Raw genomic sequence first — 17,039 nt, 5'->3', positions numbered from 1 at the left:
GTCGCGAGAGCCGGAGGCTGTATCCTTTCGCAGCGGGGAGGGCGTCAGCCCCTCGTCATCGTGATGTTGACGCCGCGGATCTCGCCCTTGGAGGAAATCTGCACGGTCTGCTTGGTGCCGTTGGTGCGCAGCGACAGGTTGGCGGCAAAGCCGTTGGCTTCGACGAACACGTCGATCTGGCCGCCGCCAGCGGTACCCTGGAGATTGCCGAAGATGTTGCGGCTGGACTCGCTCCAATTGCCGGAGATGCGCTCGCCCTGGCTCGTCACGTCGCTGGTGAGGTCGAACTTGTAGCTGTCGGAGGCGCAGTGCAGCGCCTGCTTCAGGTTGAGGCCGCTGCCGGCCACCTTGTAGTCCGCCTTGCAGCGAATGCGCTCGGTGGAACCGTCGGACAACGACACCGTGCCGGTGCCGGTCCACGCACCGTCGAAACCGGCAAACGGTCCGGACGACTGAGCATGGCTCGCCGAAACCGAGAAGAGCAGCGCCGCCCCGATGCTGATTGCCAATCCAGATCGCCCAAAGAATTTCATCGCAAATATCCCATTTTGGAACGAGGTTCGCTTACCCGTTGAGAACGTCTCGCCGCATCGAAAGTTTAGTGCTCCGAGCCAGTATCAGGTTCAAAGCCTGTCCGCCCGGGATGGCGGGTCACGACGCCTCGCGCCGGGCTTGATCCCCCGATTTGCCACGTTTCGGCATGTTTCCGGCGGGAAAGGCAAGGGCGGACAGATGCAGCGCTGCAACAGGTATGCAGTAAAACACAGATGTTCTGAATTATGACGTAGTATCAACCTCTTACATCTGCGAATGAAGGCGCGGGGAAGACCCGATTCGGCGCGTGCGGTGCCAATTTGGCCGCATTTGCCGGTGCTTGTGCCTTCTCTGGGCCGCCACTCCTGCGGCGACTTGCCATCAGGACAATCCGCTCCGGTCGTTCGCCCTGTGCAGCCGGGTCCGGTATGATTCTGCCGTCAGAATGAAGGAATACAATGCGTAAGCTTCTCGTCGCTCTCACCCTGCTGTCGGCCTCCCTTTCGACTGCAGCGCTCGCCCAGCAGGGGCGCGGCACGGATGCCGAGCAGAAGGCCTGCACCCGCGATGTGCAGAAATTCTGCCGTCCGGTCATCGATCAGGGCGATTTCACGATCCTCGCCTGTCTCAAGGAGAACCGGGCCAAGATCTCGCAGGCCTGCGACCAGGTGCTGAAGAACCACAACCAGTAAGCTTGGCCATTGGCTCCCGAAGGCGGATCCCGGAGCCGCCTTTGGGGTCCGATCCGCAAAGGGCGGCCATCGACAGACAGGATTGGTTTTGCGGCCGTATTCCCCTATATGGGGGCCGCGGCGGCATCGTCGGCATGAGCCCGCGCGAGCGAAAAAGCCTTCCTGTCCAAACGATTGTAAACCAGCCCTCGATGACCTCTGCGAGCGAATTGCGATCCGGCAAGGGTGACCGCGACGAGAATTTTCCCGTCGCGTCCTGGATCATTCATCCGCGTCATCGCGCCCTGATCCTGGCCTATTACAATTTCGTCCGCACCGCCGACGACATCGCCGACCACGCGACCCTGCCGCCCGACCAGAAGCTCGCTTATCTCGACCTGCTCGAGGCGGAACTGCTTGGCAAGGGCGATACCCAGGCCGAAGCCGTCACCCTGCGCCGCGCGCTGGCCGAGCGCGGCATGGCCCCACGCCATGCGCTCGACGTGCTCATCGCCTTCCGCATGGACGTGACCAAGCTGCGCTATGAGAATTGGGACGAGGTCATCCACTACTGCCGTTACTCGGCGATGCCCGTCGGCCGCTTCATGCTCGACGTCCATGGCGAGAGCACTTCGACCTGGGCCGCATCGGACGCGCTCTGCGCAGGCTTGCAGATCAACAATCACCTGCAGGATTGCGGCAAGGATTTTCGCGAGCTCAACCGCGTCTATCTGCCGCGCGATGCGCTGGCAGCACACGGCGCCTCGGTCGAGCAGCTCGGGCTTGCGCAGTCGCCGCCGGCGATGCTGGCCTGCCTTCACGCGCTTGCCGCACGCAATGAAGCGCTGCTCAACGAGGGCAGGTCGCTCGCTGCGGAAATCCGGGATTTCCGTCTCGGCGTCGATGTCTCGGTCATCCAGGCCTATGCAGACCGCATCGTGCGCCTCTTGAAGGTGCGCGATCCCCTGCGCGAGCGCGTTCATCTGAACAAGTTCGAGCTGCTGGCCTTCAGCCTCGCCGGGATGATCGGCGAAGTCGGTCGCCGAGCGATCGGACGCAAGGCCATTTCCAGACCGGGGACTGCACATGACGCTTGAGGCGACCACGCCCGGCGCCAATTACGGCTCGGCCGCATCCGGCAGCTCGTTCTATGCCGCGATGCGCATCCTGCCGCACGACCAGCGCGAGGCGATGTTCCAGATCTACAGCTTCTGCCGCCAGGTCGACGACATCGCCGATTCCGACGGCCCGCGGGAGGAGCGGCTCGCCGCACTCCAGCAATGGCGCGACGACATCGACGCGCTCTATCAGGGCCATCCGCCGCCGCGGCTGAAGGACTACGTCGCCTCGGTAAAGGCCTTCGGGCTCAAGCGCGAGGACTTCCTCGCCATCGTCGACGGCATGGAAATGGATGTGCCGCAGGACATCCGCGCGCCCGACATGGCAACGCTTGATCTCTACTGCGACCGTGTCGCCAGCGCCGTGGGGCGGCTGTCGGTGCGTGTGTTCGGAATGCCCGAGGAAGACGGCATCCTGCTCGCGTACCATCTCGGCCGCGCGCTGCAGCTCACCAACATCCTGCGCGACATCGACGAGGATGCGGGCCTCGGCCGGCTCTACCTGCCGCGCGAAGCGCTGCTGCATGCCGGCATCACCTCCGATGATCCGGACCGCGTGATCGCCGAGCGCGCGCTGCCGAAGGTCTGCCTGCCGCTGGCGCAGCGCGCGAAGGTGCATTTCGAGAAGTCGGACGAGATCATGAACCGCAACAAGCGCCGCGCGGTGCGCGCGCCGCGGATCATGTCGAAATATTATCATTCCATTCTGGACCTGCTGATCGCGCGCGGCTTCACCGCGCCGCGCGAGCCGGTGCGTGTGTCGAAGATCGCACGCATCCTGATCCTGCTCCGTTACGCTTTCATCTGATGCAAAAGACAGCTCACATCATCGGTGCTGGAATTTCCGGCCTCTCCGCCGCTGTGCGGCTCGCCAATGCCGGCTTCAAGGTCGCCGTGCACGAGGCGACGCACCAGGCCGGCGGCCGCTGCCGTTCCTATTTCGACGGCGCCACCAACCTCACCATCGACAACGGCAATCATCTGCTGCTGTCGGGCAACAGCCATGCGCGCGCCTATGCGCGCGCAATCGGCACCGAGGCGGGTCTCGTCGGCCCCGAGAGCGCGCAGTTTCCGTTCGTCGACATCAGGACGGGACAGCGCTGGCAGATCGATCTCGGCGCTGGCCGGCTGCCGACCTGGGTGCTCGACGAGAGCCGCCGCGTTCCCGACACCGGCCTCACCGACTATCTGAAGCTGGCGCCGCTGATCTGGGCGTCGGAGCAGACGCTGGTCGGCAAGTCCATTCCTTGCGAAGGCATCCTCTACCAGCGTCTGGTGCAGCCGCTGCTGCTCGCGGCGCTCAACGTCGATCCGCCCGAGGGCTCGGCGGGGCTCGCGGGCGCGATCGTGCGCGAGACGCTGCTCGCGGGCGGGCAGGCCTGCCGTCCATTGATCGCGCGCGACGGTCTCAGCGCGGTGCTGATCGAGCCTGCCGTGAAGTTCTTGCAGGAGCGCGGCCACGCGGTTCAGCTCGGCCATGAGCTGCGCTCGTTTGCGACCACCGACGGCAAGGTTGGTGCGCTGAATTTTGGCGGCGAGGATGTGATCCAGATCGGCGAGGGCGACGTCGTCGTGATGGCGGTGCCGCCGCGCGCCGCTGCGAGCCTGCTGCCGGGCCTGAAGACGCCGACCGAATTCCGCGCCATCGTGAACGCGCATTTCCGCATCACACCGCCGCCGGGCTCGGCGCCGATCCTCGGCGTGATCGGCGGCGTGGTGGAATGGCTGTTCGCGTTCCCCAACCGGCTATCCGTCACGATCAGCAATGGCGACCGTCTGGTCGACATGCCGCGCGAGGAGCTCGCGCAGGCGATCTGGAACGACGTCTGCAAGGCGGGCGGTGTCTCCGGCGAGCTGCCCCCCTGGCAGATCGTGCGCGAGCGCCGCGCCACATTTGCGGCCACGCCGGCCCAGAATGCCCTGCGTCCGGGGCCGGTCACTGCGCTGAAAAACCTGTTCCTTGCCGGCGACTGGACTGCTACGGGATTGCCAGCAACCATTGAGGGATCGGTCCGGTCCGGCGATCGCGCCGCCGATCTGGTTCTGGCCGCCAAAGGATCCTGAAAGGCGGCCCTGACGGGCAGATGTCCCGGTCAACTTTCAATCGACTATCGGAGCAATCGAGCGACATGGATTCCGTGAACGCGACCAGCCGCGAGACCCTGGAATCGAGCATTGCGTCGGCGAGGGAAGGCGTCCTCGGCTTCCAGCAACCCGACGGCCATTGGGTGTTCGAGCTCGAGGCCGACTGCACGATTCCGGCCGAGTACATCCTGCTGCGCCACTATCTCGCAGAGCCCGTTGATGCGGTGCTCGAAGCCAAGATCGGCAACTACCTGCGTCGCGTGCAGGGAGACCATGGCGGTTGGCCGCTGGTGCACGAGGGCGAGTTCGACATGAGCGCCAGCGTGAAGGCTTACTTCGCGCTCAAGATGATCGGCGACTCCGTCGATGCGCCGCATATGGTGCGCGCGCGCGAGGCGATCCATGCCCGAGGCGGTGCGATCAACAGCAACGTCTTCACGCGCTTCCTGCTGGCGACGTTCGGCGTCGTGACCTGGCGCGCGGTGCCGGTGCTGCCGATCGAGATCGTGCTGCTGCCGTTCTGGTCGCCGTTCCACCTCAACAAGATTTCGTACTGGGCGCGCACCACCATGGTGCCGCTGATGGTGATCGCCGCGCTGAAGCCGCGCGCGAAGAATCCGCTGGGCGTCGGCATCGACGAGCTGTTCCTGCAGGATCCGCGCTCGATCGGCATGACCGCGAAGGCGCCGCACCAGAGCATGGCCTGGTTCCTGCTGTTTCGCTCGCTCGATGCGATCCTGCGCGTGATCGAGCCGCTGTTTCCGAAGCGCCTGCGCAAGCGCGCGATCGATGCCGCGCTCGCTTTCATCGAGGAGCGGCTCAACGGCGAGGACGGCATGGGCGCGATCTATCCGCCCATGGCCAACATCGTCATGATGTATGACGCGCTCGGCAAGGACGAGAACTACCCGCCGCGCGCGATCACGCGGCGGGGCATCGACAAGCTGCTCGTGATCAACGACGACGAGGCCTATTGCCAGCCCTGCGTCTCGCCGGTCTGGGATACGACCCTGACCGCCCACGCGCTGCTGGAGGCGGGCGATGCGCAAGCCGTGCCGGCCGCCAAGCGTGGCCTCGACTGGCTGATTCCGAAGCAGGAGCTCGAGGTGAAGGGCGACTGGGCCGTGAAGCGGCCCGACGTGCGTCCGGGCGGCTGGGCCTTCCAGTACAACAACGCCCATTACCCTGACCTCGACGACACCGCGGTCGTGGTGATGTCGATGGACCGCATGCGCCGGGAGCACGGCGTCGCCGGCTATGACACTGCAATCGCCCGTGGCCGCGAGTGGATCGAGGGCATGCAGAGCGACGACGGCGGCTGGGCGGCCTTCGACGTCAACAATCTCGAATATTACCTGAACAACATCCCGTTCTCGGACCATGGCGCGCTGCTCGATCCGCCGACCGAGGACGTCACCGCGCGCTGCATCTCGATGCTGGCGCAACTCGGGGAAACCGCGACAACCAGCAAGCAGGTGGCCGCCGGCGTCGCTTACCTCAGGAAGACCCAGCACCCGGAGGGGTCCTGGTACGGCCGCTGGGGCATGAACTTCATCTACGGGACCTGGTCGGTTCTGTGCGCTCTCAACATGGCCGGCGTCGACCACAAGGATCCCATGATCCGGAAAGCCGCCGCCTGGCTGGCCTCGATCCAGAACGAGGACGGCGGATGGGGCGAGGACGCCGTCAGCTACCGGCTGGACTACCGGGGATGGCAGGCCGCCCCCTCGACCGCCTCGCAAACGGCATGGGCCTTGCTTGCCCTGATGGCGGCAGGCGAGGTTGATCACCCGGCCGTCGCCCGCGGGGTGGAGTACCTGATTGCAACACAAAACAAAAAAGGACTGTGGGACGAGCAGCGGTACACCGCCACAGGCTTCCCCCGTGTATTCTATCTACGTTATCATGGTTACCCGAAGTTCTTTCCGCTGTGGGCGTTGGCGCGGTATCGGAACTTGCGGAACACCAACAGCAGGGTGGTAGGGGTCGGAATGTGACTTTGGGGACGGGGGACTGTTTCACCGCGGGGAATACCATTGACCCGCGGCCGATATTGATCGTGACCGGACTGGTTCAGGAGGCCCGCATTGCGGCCGGGCCCGGAATGGCGGTCATCTGTTCATCCAGCAGCCCGACCCAGTTGCGGGCGCTGCTGACAGTGGTGGATCCTGAGACGATTCGCGGCGTGATCTCGTTCGGCGTGGCCGGCGGGCTCGACCCGACGCTGCGGTCCGGCGACGTCGTGCTGGCGACCGAGGTGCTGTCGGGCGATACCCGCTGGGCCGCCGGCCTGTCGCTCGGCGACGACCTGATCGAGCGCCTGACCTCGGGCCGGCGCCGTGTGGTGCGCGGCAGCCTCGCCGGCGCCGAGGAAGTGGTCACCGGCCGCTCCTGCAAGGCGGCGCTGCATTCGGAGACGGGGGCGTTCGCCGTCGACATGGAGAGCCACATCGCGGCCGCCTACGCCGCCGAGGCCGGGCTGCCCTTTGCCGCGGTCCGCGTCATCAGCGATCCCGCCCACCGCGCGCTGCCGGCGCTCGCCCGCGCCGCCATCAAGCCGAACGGCCAGATCGACCTCGCCGCCGTGCTGCGCGGCATCGTGCGAAATCCCACAACGCTGCATGCGCTGGTCTCGACTGGCATCGACTTCAACCGCGCCCTGCGCAGCTTGCGCGGCTGCCGCGATTTTCTGATCGGGACGGAGCTGATCGAGAGCGAAGCCCTGGTCTCCAAGGCAGCCTGAGCGCAAGAGAACAAGCGACGACGGAACAGGTGAAAGCTCCGATCTCCATTGGAGTTCGGAGCTTTTTGCATTGACAGCCAGGCGTGCGTGCAGGCCAGGCGCCGCCTCGTCGCTTTGAGACGCTCAGTCGGCCTTCAGGACCGTAGCAACTGCGCCCTTCGGCTTCACGTCGATGACCAGGAGCTTGACCGGTTCGCTCCCGATGTTCTCTGCCTTGTGCCATTGATCGACCGCTTCGAGAATGAAGCTGCCGGCACTGTAAGTCTCGGTCTTGTTGGCGTCGAGATTGGTCACCCGCAGCGTACCCGATTGCATGTAGCCATAGCGGGGATGCGGATGCTTGTGCTCAGGCAGCTTCGCGCCCGCCGGGATGTCGTAGGTTGAAACGGAGATCTGCACGTCCTTCTGCGGCATCACGATTGGCTGTCCGCTCGATGTATTCAAAGTCGTGAGTATCGGAGTCACCTTGACGGCCTTCGCGCTATCGGCTGCCTGAACATTTTCCGCCAGGGCCGGCGAAACAAGCAGAACAAGGCCCGCTGCAATTCCTGGCAGTCCGCGGTAATTCAACTTTGACACGTTGCGTCTCCTTTGTAGTCGTCGCGGATAGCCGATGCGCCAAAGGCGCTGACGGCGGCGACCATCCCGTGGAGTGGATGCATGTCGCCCGCTACAAAAGGATTTCTGTCTCCTTCAGTGTCGTTACCAATGCAACGCTGTTGCGGATACATGTCGTCTTGAAACAGCACGCCTGCTGGCGTCGGCTTGTTGAATGGCTTTGCGGGAATGATGCGGCAAAGGGAATGCAGGACGCTTGCGCCTAACAAGCAAAAAGGCCCGGTCGCGATGGCGACCGGGCCTTTGTGTTTCGATGTTGGTGGTCCGCTCTTACGCAGCGGTCGAAGCCTTCTGCGCGGCCTTTGCCACAGGCACGGGCCAGCGCGCCCGAAATACAGGCCGTCATCGCGGCCTTCAACCGGCTGCAGACACGTCTGGCTCTGCTCCTGCGTGCCCGGATGGCGTTGCTCGGAGGCATCTCGCACGACGTTCGATCCTTCGCGACGCGATTGCGCCTGAGCGTCGATTGCATTCCGGAAGCGACGGAGCGCGACCGGGCAGTCAACGGAATCGCGGACATGATCCGTCTGCTGGACGACTCGCTCCTTGCCAGTCGCGCGGGAGCCGGCGAACTCGAAGAGGAGCTGTTGGAGTTCGACGAAATTGTTCGCTCCGAAGTTCTGGACAGGCGGGCGGCGGGAGCCGCGATCGACCTGCGCGTCGGTCCGGGCGTGGAGGGTTCCAATATCCTTGGTGATCGCCTCGCGTGCCGGCGGATCGTCGCCAACCTTGCTGACAATGCACTCAAGTACGGCTACGTCGCGCATCTCGCTATGGAAAGAGAGGCGCATTTCGTTCTCTTGATGGTTGACGACGAAGGCCCCGGCATTCCGCTCAGTCAACGCGATATCTTGCTCGAACCCTTCGTGCGCCTGGAGCAGTCTCGCAATCGGTGCACAGGCGGGGCGGGTCTCGGCCTCGCAGTTGTTCGCAGTCTGGTCGAGGCGGGGCGCGCTTCTCCGTCCGGCTGCCGGTGTTTGCTGCAGGCTGAGGATTGCATCGCCGAGGGCGATTGCCGGACCTGGGACAAGTGGATTCATCGGGCCGGATTCTTACAGAACGTTACGTGCCGTTGACCAAACGCCAAGCAACGATGAATCAGGATCAAAAGGCGCTGACATTGTTCCTGCATTCTCCGTGACACGGACCTGCCGCAGCGCATGGCCGTCAACTCGTTCACGGAGAATGCCATGATGAAGAAGCTCCTGACCATGTCCGCGCTTGCAGGAGTGCTGTCGGTGGCCGTCGTCGCCGACGCCAATGCTTGGACGCGCAGCCGCTCGGTGTCCGGCTGGCGCGGTACGGCGTCCGTCAACGCCTCGGGCAGCTGTGCCAACGGAACCTGCTCACGGCAAATCACCCGCACCGGTCCGTACGGCAACAGCGTAAGCCGCCAGGGGACGGTGTCCTGCAGCGGCGGGGTCTGCACCGGCAGCCGCACCACCACCGGGCCGAATGGCAATTCCGTCACCCGTGAGGTCACGGCGGCCCGCTGGGGATCGGCCGGCGCTCCGCGCTACTATGGTCCGGGTGCTGTCGCAGCCGGCTTCGCGGTGGGGAGTGCCGTCGGCGCGGCTGCGGTCGCCCCGGCATACGTTGCGCCAGCCGTTGTATATCCGCCCGCGCCGGTCGTTTATGCGGCCCGCCCGGTTGTCTATGGCCCGCGCCCCTATTACTACGTGCCTTGGTACCATGCACGCTGGGCCTACTACCATGCCCCGCGAACCTACTATTGGCGCTAACCCCAGGGCCTCGAAAAGTGACACCGCAATCGTCCCGAAGGCGCTGACTTGTGCTTAGCCAAATGAAAAGGCCTGATCGCGGCGGCGGTCGGGCCTTGGTGTCTTGACTTGATGTCGCGCTTAGGCGGAGGTCTTCTGCTCGGCGGCGAGCGCGCCTCGTCGCGGAGGGAGACTGGTTGGTGTCGCTCTCGAGCGGGGCAGGATGGCATAGTGCCACTGTTTTGCCCGACGCGTCAAATTGATTTCGTAAAATTCGAATTCGTGCGGGCTTTGAGTCGCGGTGGCTGGCGACCTGTCTGGCTGCGAAAATAACCCGTGCCGTGATGCCCGCCGGTTTGCGGCTGATTTGATCGATGCTGCAATGGCTTGACGGAACGGGTCCCGTGACCGCCAGCTGTCTTGGTTCTACTGTGCATGGGGTTGTTTTTCATTTTTTGCAGGAAAGCTCCCGGGCCAGCCAAGCAATGAGGGCAGAGAGCTTAGAGCGTTTCACATTTTGATTGAAGCATAACCGGCGCTTGCGAAGTAGTTGGCGCATTCGCGAGGCTGGATGTCCTGGACGAGGTGACCGATATGGCGCCAGGTGTCCTCGATGGTGCGCTTCTGAGCTTGCCGCATCCAATGTTTGATCTTGGAGAAGGCCTGTTCGATCGGGTTGAGGTCGGGCGAGTATGGCGGCAGGTACCAGAGCCTGGCGCCGGCAGCCTTGATCATCTGCCTGATGGCTTTCGACTTGTGGCTTCCGAGATTGTCGAGAATGACGATGTCCCCCTCGCGCAGGGTTGGCAGGAGAAGGTGCTTCACATAAGCGCGGAAGCATTCGCCGTTGATGGGGCCGTCGAAGACGCAGGGTGCTGTGAGTTGGTCATGGCGGAGTGCGCCGAGGAATGTGAGGGTACGCCAATGCCCGTGCGGGGCGAAGCCACGCAGGCGTGCCCCTTTGGGGCCCCAGCCTCGCAAAGGGGCCATGTTGGTCTTGATCCAGGTCTCATCGATGAAGACGAGCCGACCCGGATCAAGTCCGGCCTGCCAGGATCGCCACCGCTGGCGCCTACGAGAGACGTCGGCGCGAGCCTGTTCGAGGGCGAACAATGTTTTTTTTGAACCGCAGCCCTTCCCGGCGTAGGAACAGCCAGACCGCGTTGTGTGAAACCTTGACCCCACGGGCTGCCAGTTCCGCCTTCAGGCCATGCAGCGTCAGATGCGGCGTCTGAGTGATCCGTTCGACGATGAAGGCGCGATGCGGATCAAGCACAGGCTTGCGGTGACCCCCCATCTTGCCAGGCGCTACCGAACCGGTCGCTCGATAACGCTGTGACCACTTCACAACTGACGAGACCGCAACGCCAAACCGTTCCGCCACAGATCGGCAGCTCTCACCTTTGGCAACAGCGGATACCGCGCGCTTGCGCAAATCGTTGGAAATTGGTCGCACCATCGGATGCTGGCCTCCAGCCCAGCCAGCATCTTGAATCATATTCGCCCCAGATCCGGAATCCCTTCCGATTCAATAAATTCGTGAACCGCTCTAGCCTCCGCAATGACTCCGGCCTGCCGCAGGCGCTGGCGCCGGAAAAGAAAAGGCCCGGTCGCGATGGCGACTGGGCCTTTTTCGTTCGTGACTTGCGAGTGTGCTTACGCGGCGGTCGAAGCCTTCCGCGCAGCCTTCTGTTCGGCGGCGGCGGCCTCGTCCTTGCGGATCTCCGACAGGCGCTTCTGCACTTCGGCCGAGAAAATGTACTGCGCCGGGCGCTGCTTGCTCATGTCGATCTCCGGCGCCATCGGGCCGGTGGTCCTGATGCCGCGCAGCGACACCCACATCGCCTTCAGCGGGTTGTTCAGCGCCGCAGTCGCCGCCGTCGGCTCGTAGCCGCAATGGGCCATACAGTCGGCGCACTTTTCGTACTTGCCGGTGCCGTAGGTTTCCCAGTCGGTGGTCTCCATCAGCTCCTTGAAGGTTTTCGCGTAGCCTTCACCGAGCAGATAGCAGGGCTTCTGCCAGCCGAAGATGTTGCGCGCGGGCATGCCCCACGGCGTGCACTCGTATTCCTGGTTGCCGGCGAGGAAGTCCAGGAACAGGCCGGAATGCATGAAATTCCACTTCTTGCCCTTGCCCATGGCAAAGACGTCGCGGAACAGCTTCTTGGTCTTGGTGCGGTTGAGGAAGTGCTCCTGGTCCGGGGCGCGCTCATAGGCGTAGCCCGGCGACATCGAGACGCCGACGCCGAGCTCGACGGTGAGGTCGAGGAATTTCGCGATCTCCTCGGCCGGATGGCCGTCGAAGATGGTGGCGTTGACGTTGACGGTGAAGCCGCGCGCCTTGGCCGCCTTGATCGCGGAGACGGCGCGGTCGAACACGCCCTTCTGCGACACCGCCTTGTCGTGGTGGTCGCGCAGGCCGTCGAGATGCACGGAGAAGAACAGGTACGGCGAAGGCTCGAACAGATCGAGCTTCTTCTCGAGCAGCAGCGCGTTGGTGCAGAGCGAGACGAACTTCTTGCGTGCGACGAGGCCGCGCACGATCTCGCCGATCTCCTTGTGGATCAGCGGCTCGCCGCCGGGAATGGCGACCATCGGCGCGCCGCACTCGTCGGCGGCGTCCCAGCACTCCTGCGCCGTCATGCGGCGGTTCAGGATCGCGTCGGGATAGTCGATCTTGCCGCAGCCGACGCAGGCGAGGTTGCAGCGAAACAGCGGCTCCAGCATCAGCACGAGCGGATAGCGCTTGCGGCCAAGCAGTTTCTGCTTGAGCAAATAGCCGCCGATACGCATTTCCTTGAAGAAGGGGATAGCCATTACACGTTTCTTTCCGGGCTTGAAATTCGGGTGGGTCAGCTCGCAGCCAATTGGGCCGGAAGCCGAAATTCGATGTTCTCCTCGCGGCCCGGCAACACCGAGACCTTGACCGGTCCGAGCCGCCGCATCGCTTCGATCACGTCATCCACGAGTACCTCGGGCGCCGAGGCGCCGGCCGTGATGCCGACGGTCCTGGCATTTTTCAGCCACTCCGGATTGAGCTCGCTGCCGTCGGCAATCAAATAACTCGCGACGCCGGCCTCGGTGCCGATTTCGCGAAGCCGGTTCGAGTTCGAGCTGTTGGCAGCGCCTACCACCAGGATCACGTCGACCAGCTTGCTCAAGTCCCTTACCGCAGATTGGCGGTTCTGTGTCGCATAGCAGATATCCCGGATATCCGGACCTTGAATGTCTGTAAAGCGGGCCTGCAGGGCCGCGATGATGTCCTTGGTGTCGTCGACCGACAGGGTGGTCTGGGTGATGTAGGCCACCGGCGTATCCGCCGCCAGCGTGAGCGCCTTAACCTCTTCAACACTCTGGACAAGCTGCACGGGCCCGGGGACCTGACCCATCGTGCCCTCGACCTCGGGGTGGCCGGCATGGCCGATCAGGATCAGCATGCGGCCCTTGCCGATGTAGCGCTTCCCCTGATTGTGAACCTTCGTGACCAGCGGGCAGGTGGCATTGAGCACCGGAAGATCGCGCGCGGCGGCCTCTTCCTCGACGCTGCGGGCGACACCATGGGCGCTGAAGACCGTCACCGCTTTCGGCGGAACCTCGGAGAGTTCCTCGACGAAAATCGCGCCTTTGCCCTTCAGGCTCTCGACGACGTATTTGTTATGCACGATCTCATGGCGCACGTAGACCGGGGGGCCGTATTTCTCCAGTGCCCGTTCCACGATCTCGATCGCACGCACCACGCCCGCGCAGAAGCCGCGCGGTTGCGCCAGATAAACTTCCATTGGACGCTCGTTACGCAAGTTCCACCAATCCGCTTTTGTAAGTCCCGACGGCACCCCGATACTGACCAATGAGTTGCAATATCCGCACCATTGGGTCGCGTACGCGGTAGCCGCCCACCCCCGGAGGGGCTCCGGCGCATGGAGGCGCAATACTTTGTGTCAAAAAATCGGCATCAAGGAAAGGTCGGACCGCTACGGGTCCGTTTTTGAGGTATCATAGTAGGATCTGCGGTGGGTGCAAATGCGCGACATTCGTGCATCGTCCTTCGTCACTTTCCCGCCTCAACTCCCCGGCTATACCGGCCGCCCCGCATGATTTTGCCCCGGTCTCCCGTCGTTTACCTCGAACCTTCTCGCGGCGAGAACCACTCAAAACAGCAATAGGTTTCGCCCGGGAACTCCGATAAACAGCGGGCGTTTCCGGCAAGCTGTTAACCGCAGAAAGAAAAGAAGTGCTGCAAAGCGTAGTCGTTGCCATTGTCAGGGCCTGCACCCGGTTTGCCTCCCTCGTCGTCCTTCTCGGGCTCCTGCTGTCGGTGGGAGCGGGCTATTACGCCGCGCGCCACTTCGCCATCAACACCGACATCAATTCGCTGATTTCCCAGAATCTCGACTGGCGCAAGCGCGACCAGCAATTCGACCAGGCGTTCGATCAGAACGAAACGATTCTCGCCGTGATCGAGGCCCGGACGCCGGAGATGACGAGCGCCGCAGCAGACGCGCTCTATGCAAGGCTGAAAGACGACAAGACCAACTTCCAGTCGATGCAGCAACTCGGTAGCGGCGAGTTCTTCGAGAAGAATGGACTGTTGTTCCTGCCTAAGGAGGAAGTCGCCAAGACGACCGGCGAGCTCGAATCCGCCGCGCCCCTGATCGAGATCATGGCCGGCGATCCCTCGATCCGCGGCCTGACCGGCGCGCTGGAAACCGGCCTTGCCGGCGTCAAGCGAGGCCAGGTCAAGCTTGACAACACCGACCGGCCCTTCAATCTGATCGCGCAGACCGTCGAGACCGTGCTCAACAAGGGCAATGCCAGCTTCTCCTGGCGCGAGCTCGTCAGCGACGAGCCGTTGAAGGATTCGGACAAGCGTGCCTTCATCGAGTTCAAGCCCATCCTCGATTACAACGCACTGGAGCCGGGCAAGGACGCGACCGACGCGATCCGGAAAGCGGCGGCCGATCTGGACTTCCCCAACAAATACCAGGCGCGGGTGCGCCTGACCGGCCCGGTCCCGATCGCCAACGAGGAATACGCGACCGTCCAGGAGGGAGCCGTCGTCAACGGCGTCGGCACCGTTCTCGTCGTGCTGCTCATCCTGTGGCTGGCGCTGCATTCGGCAAAGATCATCTTTGCGGTGTTCGTCAATCTCTTCGTGGGCCTTGCGATCACGACCGCGGCCGGTCTGATGATGGTCGGCTCGCTCAATCTGCTGTCGATCGCGTTCGCGGTGCTGTTCGTCGGCCTCGGCGTCGATTTCGGCATCCAGTACAGCGTCCGCTATCGCTCCGAGCGCTACAAGCACGATGACCTCTCGGGCGCGCTGGTGCTGGCGGCCAAGCGCTCGGCGGTGCCGCTGTCGCTGGCTGCAATGGCCACCGCGGCGGGCTTCCTCTGCTTCATGCCGACCGACTACAAGGGCATCTCGGAACTCGGGCAGATCGCCGGCGTCGGCATGCTGGTGGCGTTCGTGTCCAGCATCACCGTGCTGCCGGCGCTGCTCAAGCTTCTGAACCCGCCCGGCGAGCCGGAGCCCGTCGGCTACGCCTTCCTGGCGCCGCTCGATCACTTCCTTGAGAAGCATCGCGTGCTGATCGTCGGCGGCACGCTGCTGCTCGCGCTTGGCGGCCTGCCGCTGCTCTACTTCATGAAGTTCGACTTCAATCCGATGAACCTGCGCAATCCGAAGGCCGAATCGATCGCCACCTTCCTCGATTTGCGCAAGGACCCCAATACCGGTGCCAATGCCATCAACGTGATGACGACGTCGGAAGAGCAGGCGAGGCAGGTCGAGGCGAGGCTCGAGAAAGTGCCCGAGGTGCTCAGGGTGATGTCTCTCGACAGCTTCGTGCCGCAGGACCAGCCGCCGAAGCTGAAGTTGCTTGCGCAGGCGGCCAAGGTGCTGAACCCCGCGCTGAACCCCGATCAGATCGATGCGGCGCCGTCGGATCAGGAAAATGTCGAGTCGCTGAAATCTTCAGTCGACAATCTGCGCCGGACCGCGGGCGACGCGAAGGGGCCGGGTGCGGTCGCCTCGCGCCGTCTTGCAAACGCGCTCGAAAAGCTCGCCGATAGCGACGAGGCCACGCGCAACAAGGCGCAGGAGGTGTTCGTCACGCCGATGAAGATCGTGTTCGGCCAGCTCAGGAACGCCATGCAGGCCGAGCCGGTCACCCTGAAGTCACTGCCGCCCGAGCTCGTCAACGCCTGGAAGAGCAAGGACGGCATCATCCGCGTCGAGGCGCTGCCCAAGGGCGATCCCAACGACAACGACACGCTGCGCAAATTCGCGGCGGCGGTGCTCGCGGCCGAGCCGACCGCGATCGGCGGACCGGTCTCGATCCTGAAATCCGGCGACACCGTGGTGAAGGCGTTCATCCACGCCGGCATCTACGCGCTGGTCGTGATCGGGCTCTTGCTGTGGATCACGCTGCGCCGGTTCGTCGACGTGCTGATGACGCTGGTGCCGCTTCTGGTTGCGGGCGCAGTGACGCTCGAGATCTGCGTGTTGATCGGGCTGCCGCTGAACTTCGCCAATATCGTTGCGTTCCCGTTGCTGCTCGGCGTCGGTGTCGCCTTCAAGATCTATTATGTCGTGGCGTGGCGGTCGGGCAGAACAAACCTGCTCCAGACCAGCCTCACGCGTGCGATCTTTTTCAGCGCGCTGACGACCGCAACCGCGTTCGGCAGCCTGTGGCTGTCGAGCCATCCCGGCACATCCAGCATGGGCAAGCTGCTGGCACTCTCGCTGGTGACAACGCTTGCCGCCGTGCTGCTGTTTCAGCCGGCCCTAATGGGCAAACCCCGCAATCTCAGGGAGTAGGCAGATGTCGCCGACGGGGTCGGCGGTGCCCTTCTGACCGGCCTTGGCGGCGCTGGCGGCCTTCGGAGCTGCAGGCGCAGGCGCAGGTGCCGTGGCGCCCGTCGTGGCTTGAGCTGCCTGCGCACCTTGAGCCTTCGGCGGCGTGGCGCCGCCGGATTTCGGTGCGCCCTTGGCCATGGCGTTGACGGGACTCGAGGGGATTGGCGGGCCGATCCGGGTCCAGGTCTCGCCGCCGCAGAGGAAGCCCATCACGCAGCCCTTGATTTCGAGCTGATCGGCACCAGCCGGCGTGATGGTCGCGCTGTAGAGCTGTCCATCCTTGGCGTTGTAGACCTGTCCTTCCCACTGATCGATGCCGGGCTTCTTCTTCATATCGATCAGGGTTGCCATGCCCAGCGTCGGCCTGTTCTTTTTCGAGACATCCGGATTGTTCTCGTCGCGCCCCCCGGGCTGCTTTTCCCAGGAGACCGCGCCCCACATGCTGCCATAGCATTGGGCGACACGAATGTTGGCGACGCCGTCGGCAACCCGCCAGTCGCCGGTCGGGTCTGCAGCGAGCGCGGGTGTCAGGCAGGTGTAACCGCCAGCCAGTATTAGTCCGGTGTAAAGGGCTAAACGCATGATGGTTCCTTGGCAGTGCAACATGATCTAAAAGCTGTGCTTGCGAAGATGGTCCGAAAAAGGGCAAAAGGCCGCACAGACCGTTTTCAGCAGCGGTCCGTTTTCAGT

The 17,039-nt window shown here is 63.7% G+C and carries 15 protein-coding genes; 9 read left to right on the top strand and 6 right to left on the bottom strand.

The window, feature by feature from the left end; all coding sequences use genetic code 11:
* Window positions 1-44 precede the first annotated feature (44 nt).
* Complete coding sequence (locus XH96_RS27495; protein WP_194388524.1) at window positions 45-533, bottom strand: hypothetical protein; 489 nt, start codon at window positions 531-533, stop codon at window positions 45-47.
* A 459-nt stretch (window positions 534-992) separates the two neighbouring features.
* Here XH96_RS27495 and XH96_RS27490 point away from each other — a divergent pair, with 459 nt between their 5' ends.
* The 6 genes from XH96_RS27490 (at window position 993) to XH96_RS27465 (ending at window position 7,151) form a co-directional block, all read left to right on the top strand.
* On the top strand, window positions 993-1,226 hold the full coding sequence (locus XH96_RS27490) for a hypothetical protein (protein WP_194388522.1): 234 nt from the start codon (window positions 993-995) through the stop codon (window positions 1,224-1,226).
* Window positions 1,227-1,417: 191 nt separating this feature from the next.
* Entirely contained in the window at window positions 1,418-2,302 is an 885-nt protein-coding gene (hpnC, locus tag XH96_RS27485) for a squalene synthase HpnC (protein WP_194388520.1), read from the top strand.
* Entirely contained in the window at window positions 2,292-3,131 is an 840-nt protein-coding gene (gene hpnD / locus XH96_RS27480) for a presqualene diphosphate synthase HpnD (RefSeq protein WP_194388519.1), read from the top strand. The genes hpnC and hpnD overlap by 11 nt, the downstream gene beginning before the upstream one ends.
* Complete coding sequence (hpnE, locus tag XH96_RS27475) at window positions 3,131-4,387, top strand: hydroxysqualene dehydroxylase HpnE (RefSeq protein ID WP_194388518.1); 1,257 nt, start codon at window positions 3,131-3,133, stop codon at window positions 4,385-4,387. Before hpnD ends, hpnE begins: the two co-directional genes overlap by 1 nt.
* A gap of 65 nt (window positions 4,388-4,452) precedes the next feature.
* Window positions 4,453-6,405, top strand: coding sequence for a squalene--hopene cyclase (shc, locus tag XH96_RS27470; protein WP_194388517.1), 1,953 nt, complete (start codon window positions 4,453-4,455; stop codon window positions 6,403-6,405).
* Window positions 6,402-7,151 (top strand): phosphorylase, encoded by a 750-nt coding sequence (locus tag XH96_RS27465; protein ID WP_194388516.1) that lies wholly within the window; start codon window positions 6,402-6,404, stop codon window positions 7,149-7,151. The genes shc and XH96_RS27465 overlap by 4 nt, the downstream gene beginning before the upstream one ends.
* Before the next feature lie 123 nt (window positions 7,152-7,274).
* Here the strand turns inward: XH96_RS27465 and XH96_RS27460 are convergent, their stop codons facing one another.
* The gene (locus XH96_RS27460) at window positions 7,275-7,565 is read right to left on the bottom strand and encodes a cupin domain-containing protein (protein WP_371740180.1); all 291 of its coding nucleotides are present in this window, start codon (window positions 7,563-7,565) and stop codon (window positions 7,275-7,277) included.
* Window positions 7,566-8,167: 602 nt separating this feature from the next.
* On the opposite strand from XH96_RS27460, the gene XH96_RS27455 reads away from it, so the two are divergent.
* Both XH96_RS27455 and XH96_RS39255 read left to right on the top strand, forming a co-directional pair.
* Window positions 8,168-8,845: a sensor histidine kinase gene (locus tag XH96_RS27455; protein ID WP_371740178.1), complete on the top strand. Its 678-nt coding sequence runs from the start codon at window positions 8,168-8,170 to the stop codon at window positions 8,843-8,845.
* Between the two features lie 114 nt (window positions 8,846-8,959).
* The gene (locus XH96_RS39255; RefSeq protein ID WP_246789761.1) at window positions 8,960-9,511 is read left to right on the top strand and encodes a hypothetical protein; all 552 of its coding nucleotides are present in this window, start codon (window positions 8,960-8,962) and stop codon (window positions 9,509-9,511) included.
* A 489-nt stretch (window positions 9,512-10,000) separates the two neighbouring features.
* Here the strand turns inward: XH96_RS39255 and XH96_RS27445 are convergent.
* The 3 genes from XH96_RS27445 to ispH form a co-directional block, all read right to left on the bottom strand.
* A protein-coding gene (locus tag XH96_RS27445) for an IS630 family transposase (RefSeq protein WP_194394098.1) occupies window positions 10,001-10,949 on the bottom strand; the annotation gives its coding sequence in 2 pieces (ribosomal slippage) (window positions 10,001-10,612 and window positions 10,614-10,949; 948 coding nt in all).
* A gap of 197 nt (window positions 10,950-11,146) precedes the next feature.
* The gene (gene hpnH, locus XH96_RS27440) at window positions 11,147-12,307 is read right to left on the bottom strand and encodes an adenosyl-hopene transferase HpnH (RefSeq protein ID WP_194388514.1); all 1,161 of its coding nucleotides are present in this window, start codon (window positions 12,305-12,307) and stop codon (window positions 11,147-11,149) included.
* A gap of 35 nt (window positions 12,308-12,342) precedes the next feature.
* Window positions 12,343-13,269, bottom strand: a complete 927-nt coding sequence (gene ispH, locus XH96_RS27435) for a 4-hydroxy-3-methylbut-2-enyl diphosphate reductase (protein WP_194394279.1) — start codon at window positions 13,267-13,269, stop codon at window positions 12,343-12,345.
* A gap of 452 nt (window positions 13,270-13,721) precedes the next feature.
* Between ispH and XH96_RS27430 the strand changes: the two genes are divergently transcribed.
* Window positions 13,722-16,310 (top strand): MMPL family transporter, encoded by a 2,589-nt coding sequence (locus tag XH96_RS27430; protein WP_194388513.1) that lies wholly within the window; start codon window positions 13,722-13,724, stop codon window positions 16,308-16,310.
* On the opposite strand, the gene XH96_RS27425 is transcribed toward XH96_RS27430, so the two are convergent.
* Window positions 16,278-16,931 (bottom strand): DUF2147 domain-containing protein, encoded by a 654-nt coding sequence (locus tag XH96_RS27425; RefSeq protein WP_194388512.1) that lies wholly within the window; start codon window positions 16,929-16,931, stop codon window positions 16,278-16,280. The two genes, XH96_RS27430 and XH96_RS27425, sit on opposite strands and share 33 nt — an antisense overlap.
* Between the last annotated feature and the right edge of the window lie 108 nt (window positions 16,932-17,039).

The sequence above is a fragment of the Bradyrhizobium sp. CCBAU 51765 genome (assembly GCF_015291725.1).
In the GTDB taxonomy this organism is placed as follows: domain Bacteria; phylum Pseudomonadota; class Alphaproteobacteria; order Rhizobiales; family Xanthobacteraceae; genus Bradyrhizobium; species Bradyrhizobium liaoningense.
The sequence above is the reverse complement of the archived record's forward strand: the minus strand, read 5'-3'. Positions and strand labels throughout refer to the sequence as shown.

Excerpts from the sequence above, each read along its gene's own strand:
- XH96_RS39255 (WP_246789761.1), top strand. The coding sequence starts at position 8,960 with ATGATGAAGAAGCTCCTGACCATGTCCGCGCTTGCAGGAGTGCTGTCG.
- ispH (WP_194394279.1), bottom strand. The coding sequence starts at position 13,269 with ATGGAAGTTTATCTGGCGCAACCGCGCGGCTTCTGCGCGGGCGTGGTG.
- XH96_RS27455 (WP_371740178.1), top strand. The coding sequence starts at position 8,168 with ATGGCGTTGCTCGGAGGCATCTCGCACGACGTTCGATCCTTCGCGACG.
- shc (WP_194388517.1), top strand. The coding sequence starts at position 4,453 with ATGGATTCCGTGAACGCGACCAGCCGCGAGACCCTGGAATCGAGCATT.
- XH96_RS27490 (WP_194388522.1), top strand. The coding sequence starts at position 993 with ATGCGTAAGCTTCTCGTCGCTCTCACCCTGCTGTCGGCCTCCCTTTCG.
- hpnH (WP_194388514.1), bottom strand. The coding sequence starts at position 12,307 with ATGGCTATCCCCTTCTTCAAGGAAATGCGTATCGGCGGCTATTTGCTC.
- XH96_RS27495 (WP_194388524.1), bottom strand. The coding sequence starts at position 533 with ATGAAATTCTTTGGGCGATCTGGATTGGCAATCAGCATCGGGGCGGCG.
- XH96_RS27425 (WP_194388512.1), bottom strand. The coding sequence starts at position 16,931 with ATGCGTTTAGCCCTTTACACCGGACTAATACTGGCTGGCGGTTACACC.
- hpnE (WP_194388518.1), top strand. The coding sequence starts at position 3,131 with ATGCAAAAGACAGCTCACATCATCGGTGCTGGAATTTCCGGCCTCTCC.
- XH96_RS27460 (WP_371740180.1), bottom strand. The coding sequence starts at position 7,565 with ATGCCGCAGAAGGACGTGCAGATCTCCGTTTCAACCTACGACATCCCG.
- hpnC (WP_194388520.1), top strand. The coding sequence starts at position 1,418 with ATGACCTCTGCGAGCGAATTGCGATCCGGCAAGGGTGACCGCGACGAG.
- hpnD (WP_194388519.1), top strand. The coding sequence starts at position 2,292 with ATGACGCTTGAGGCGACCACGCCCGGCGCCAATTACGGCTCGGCCGCA.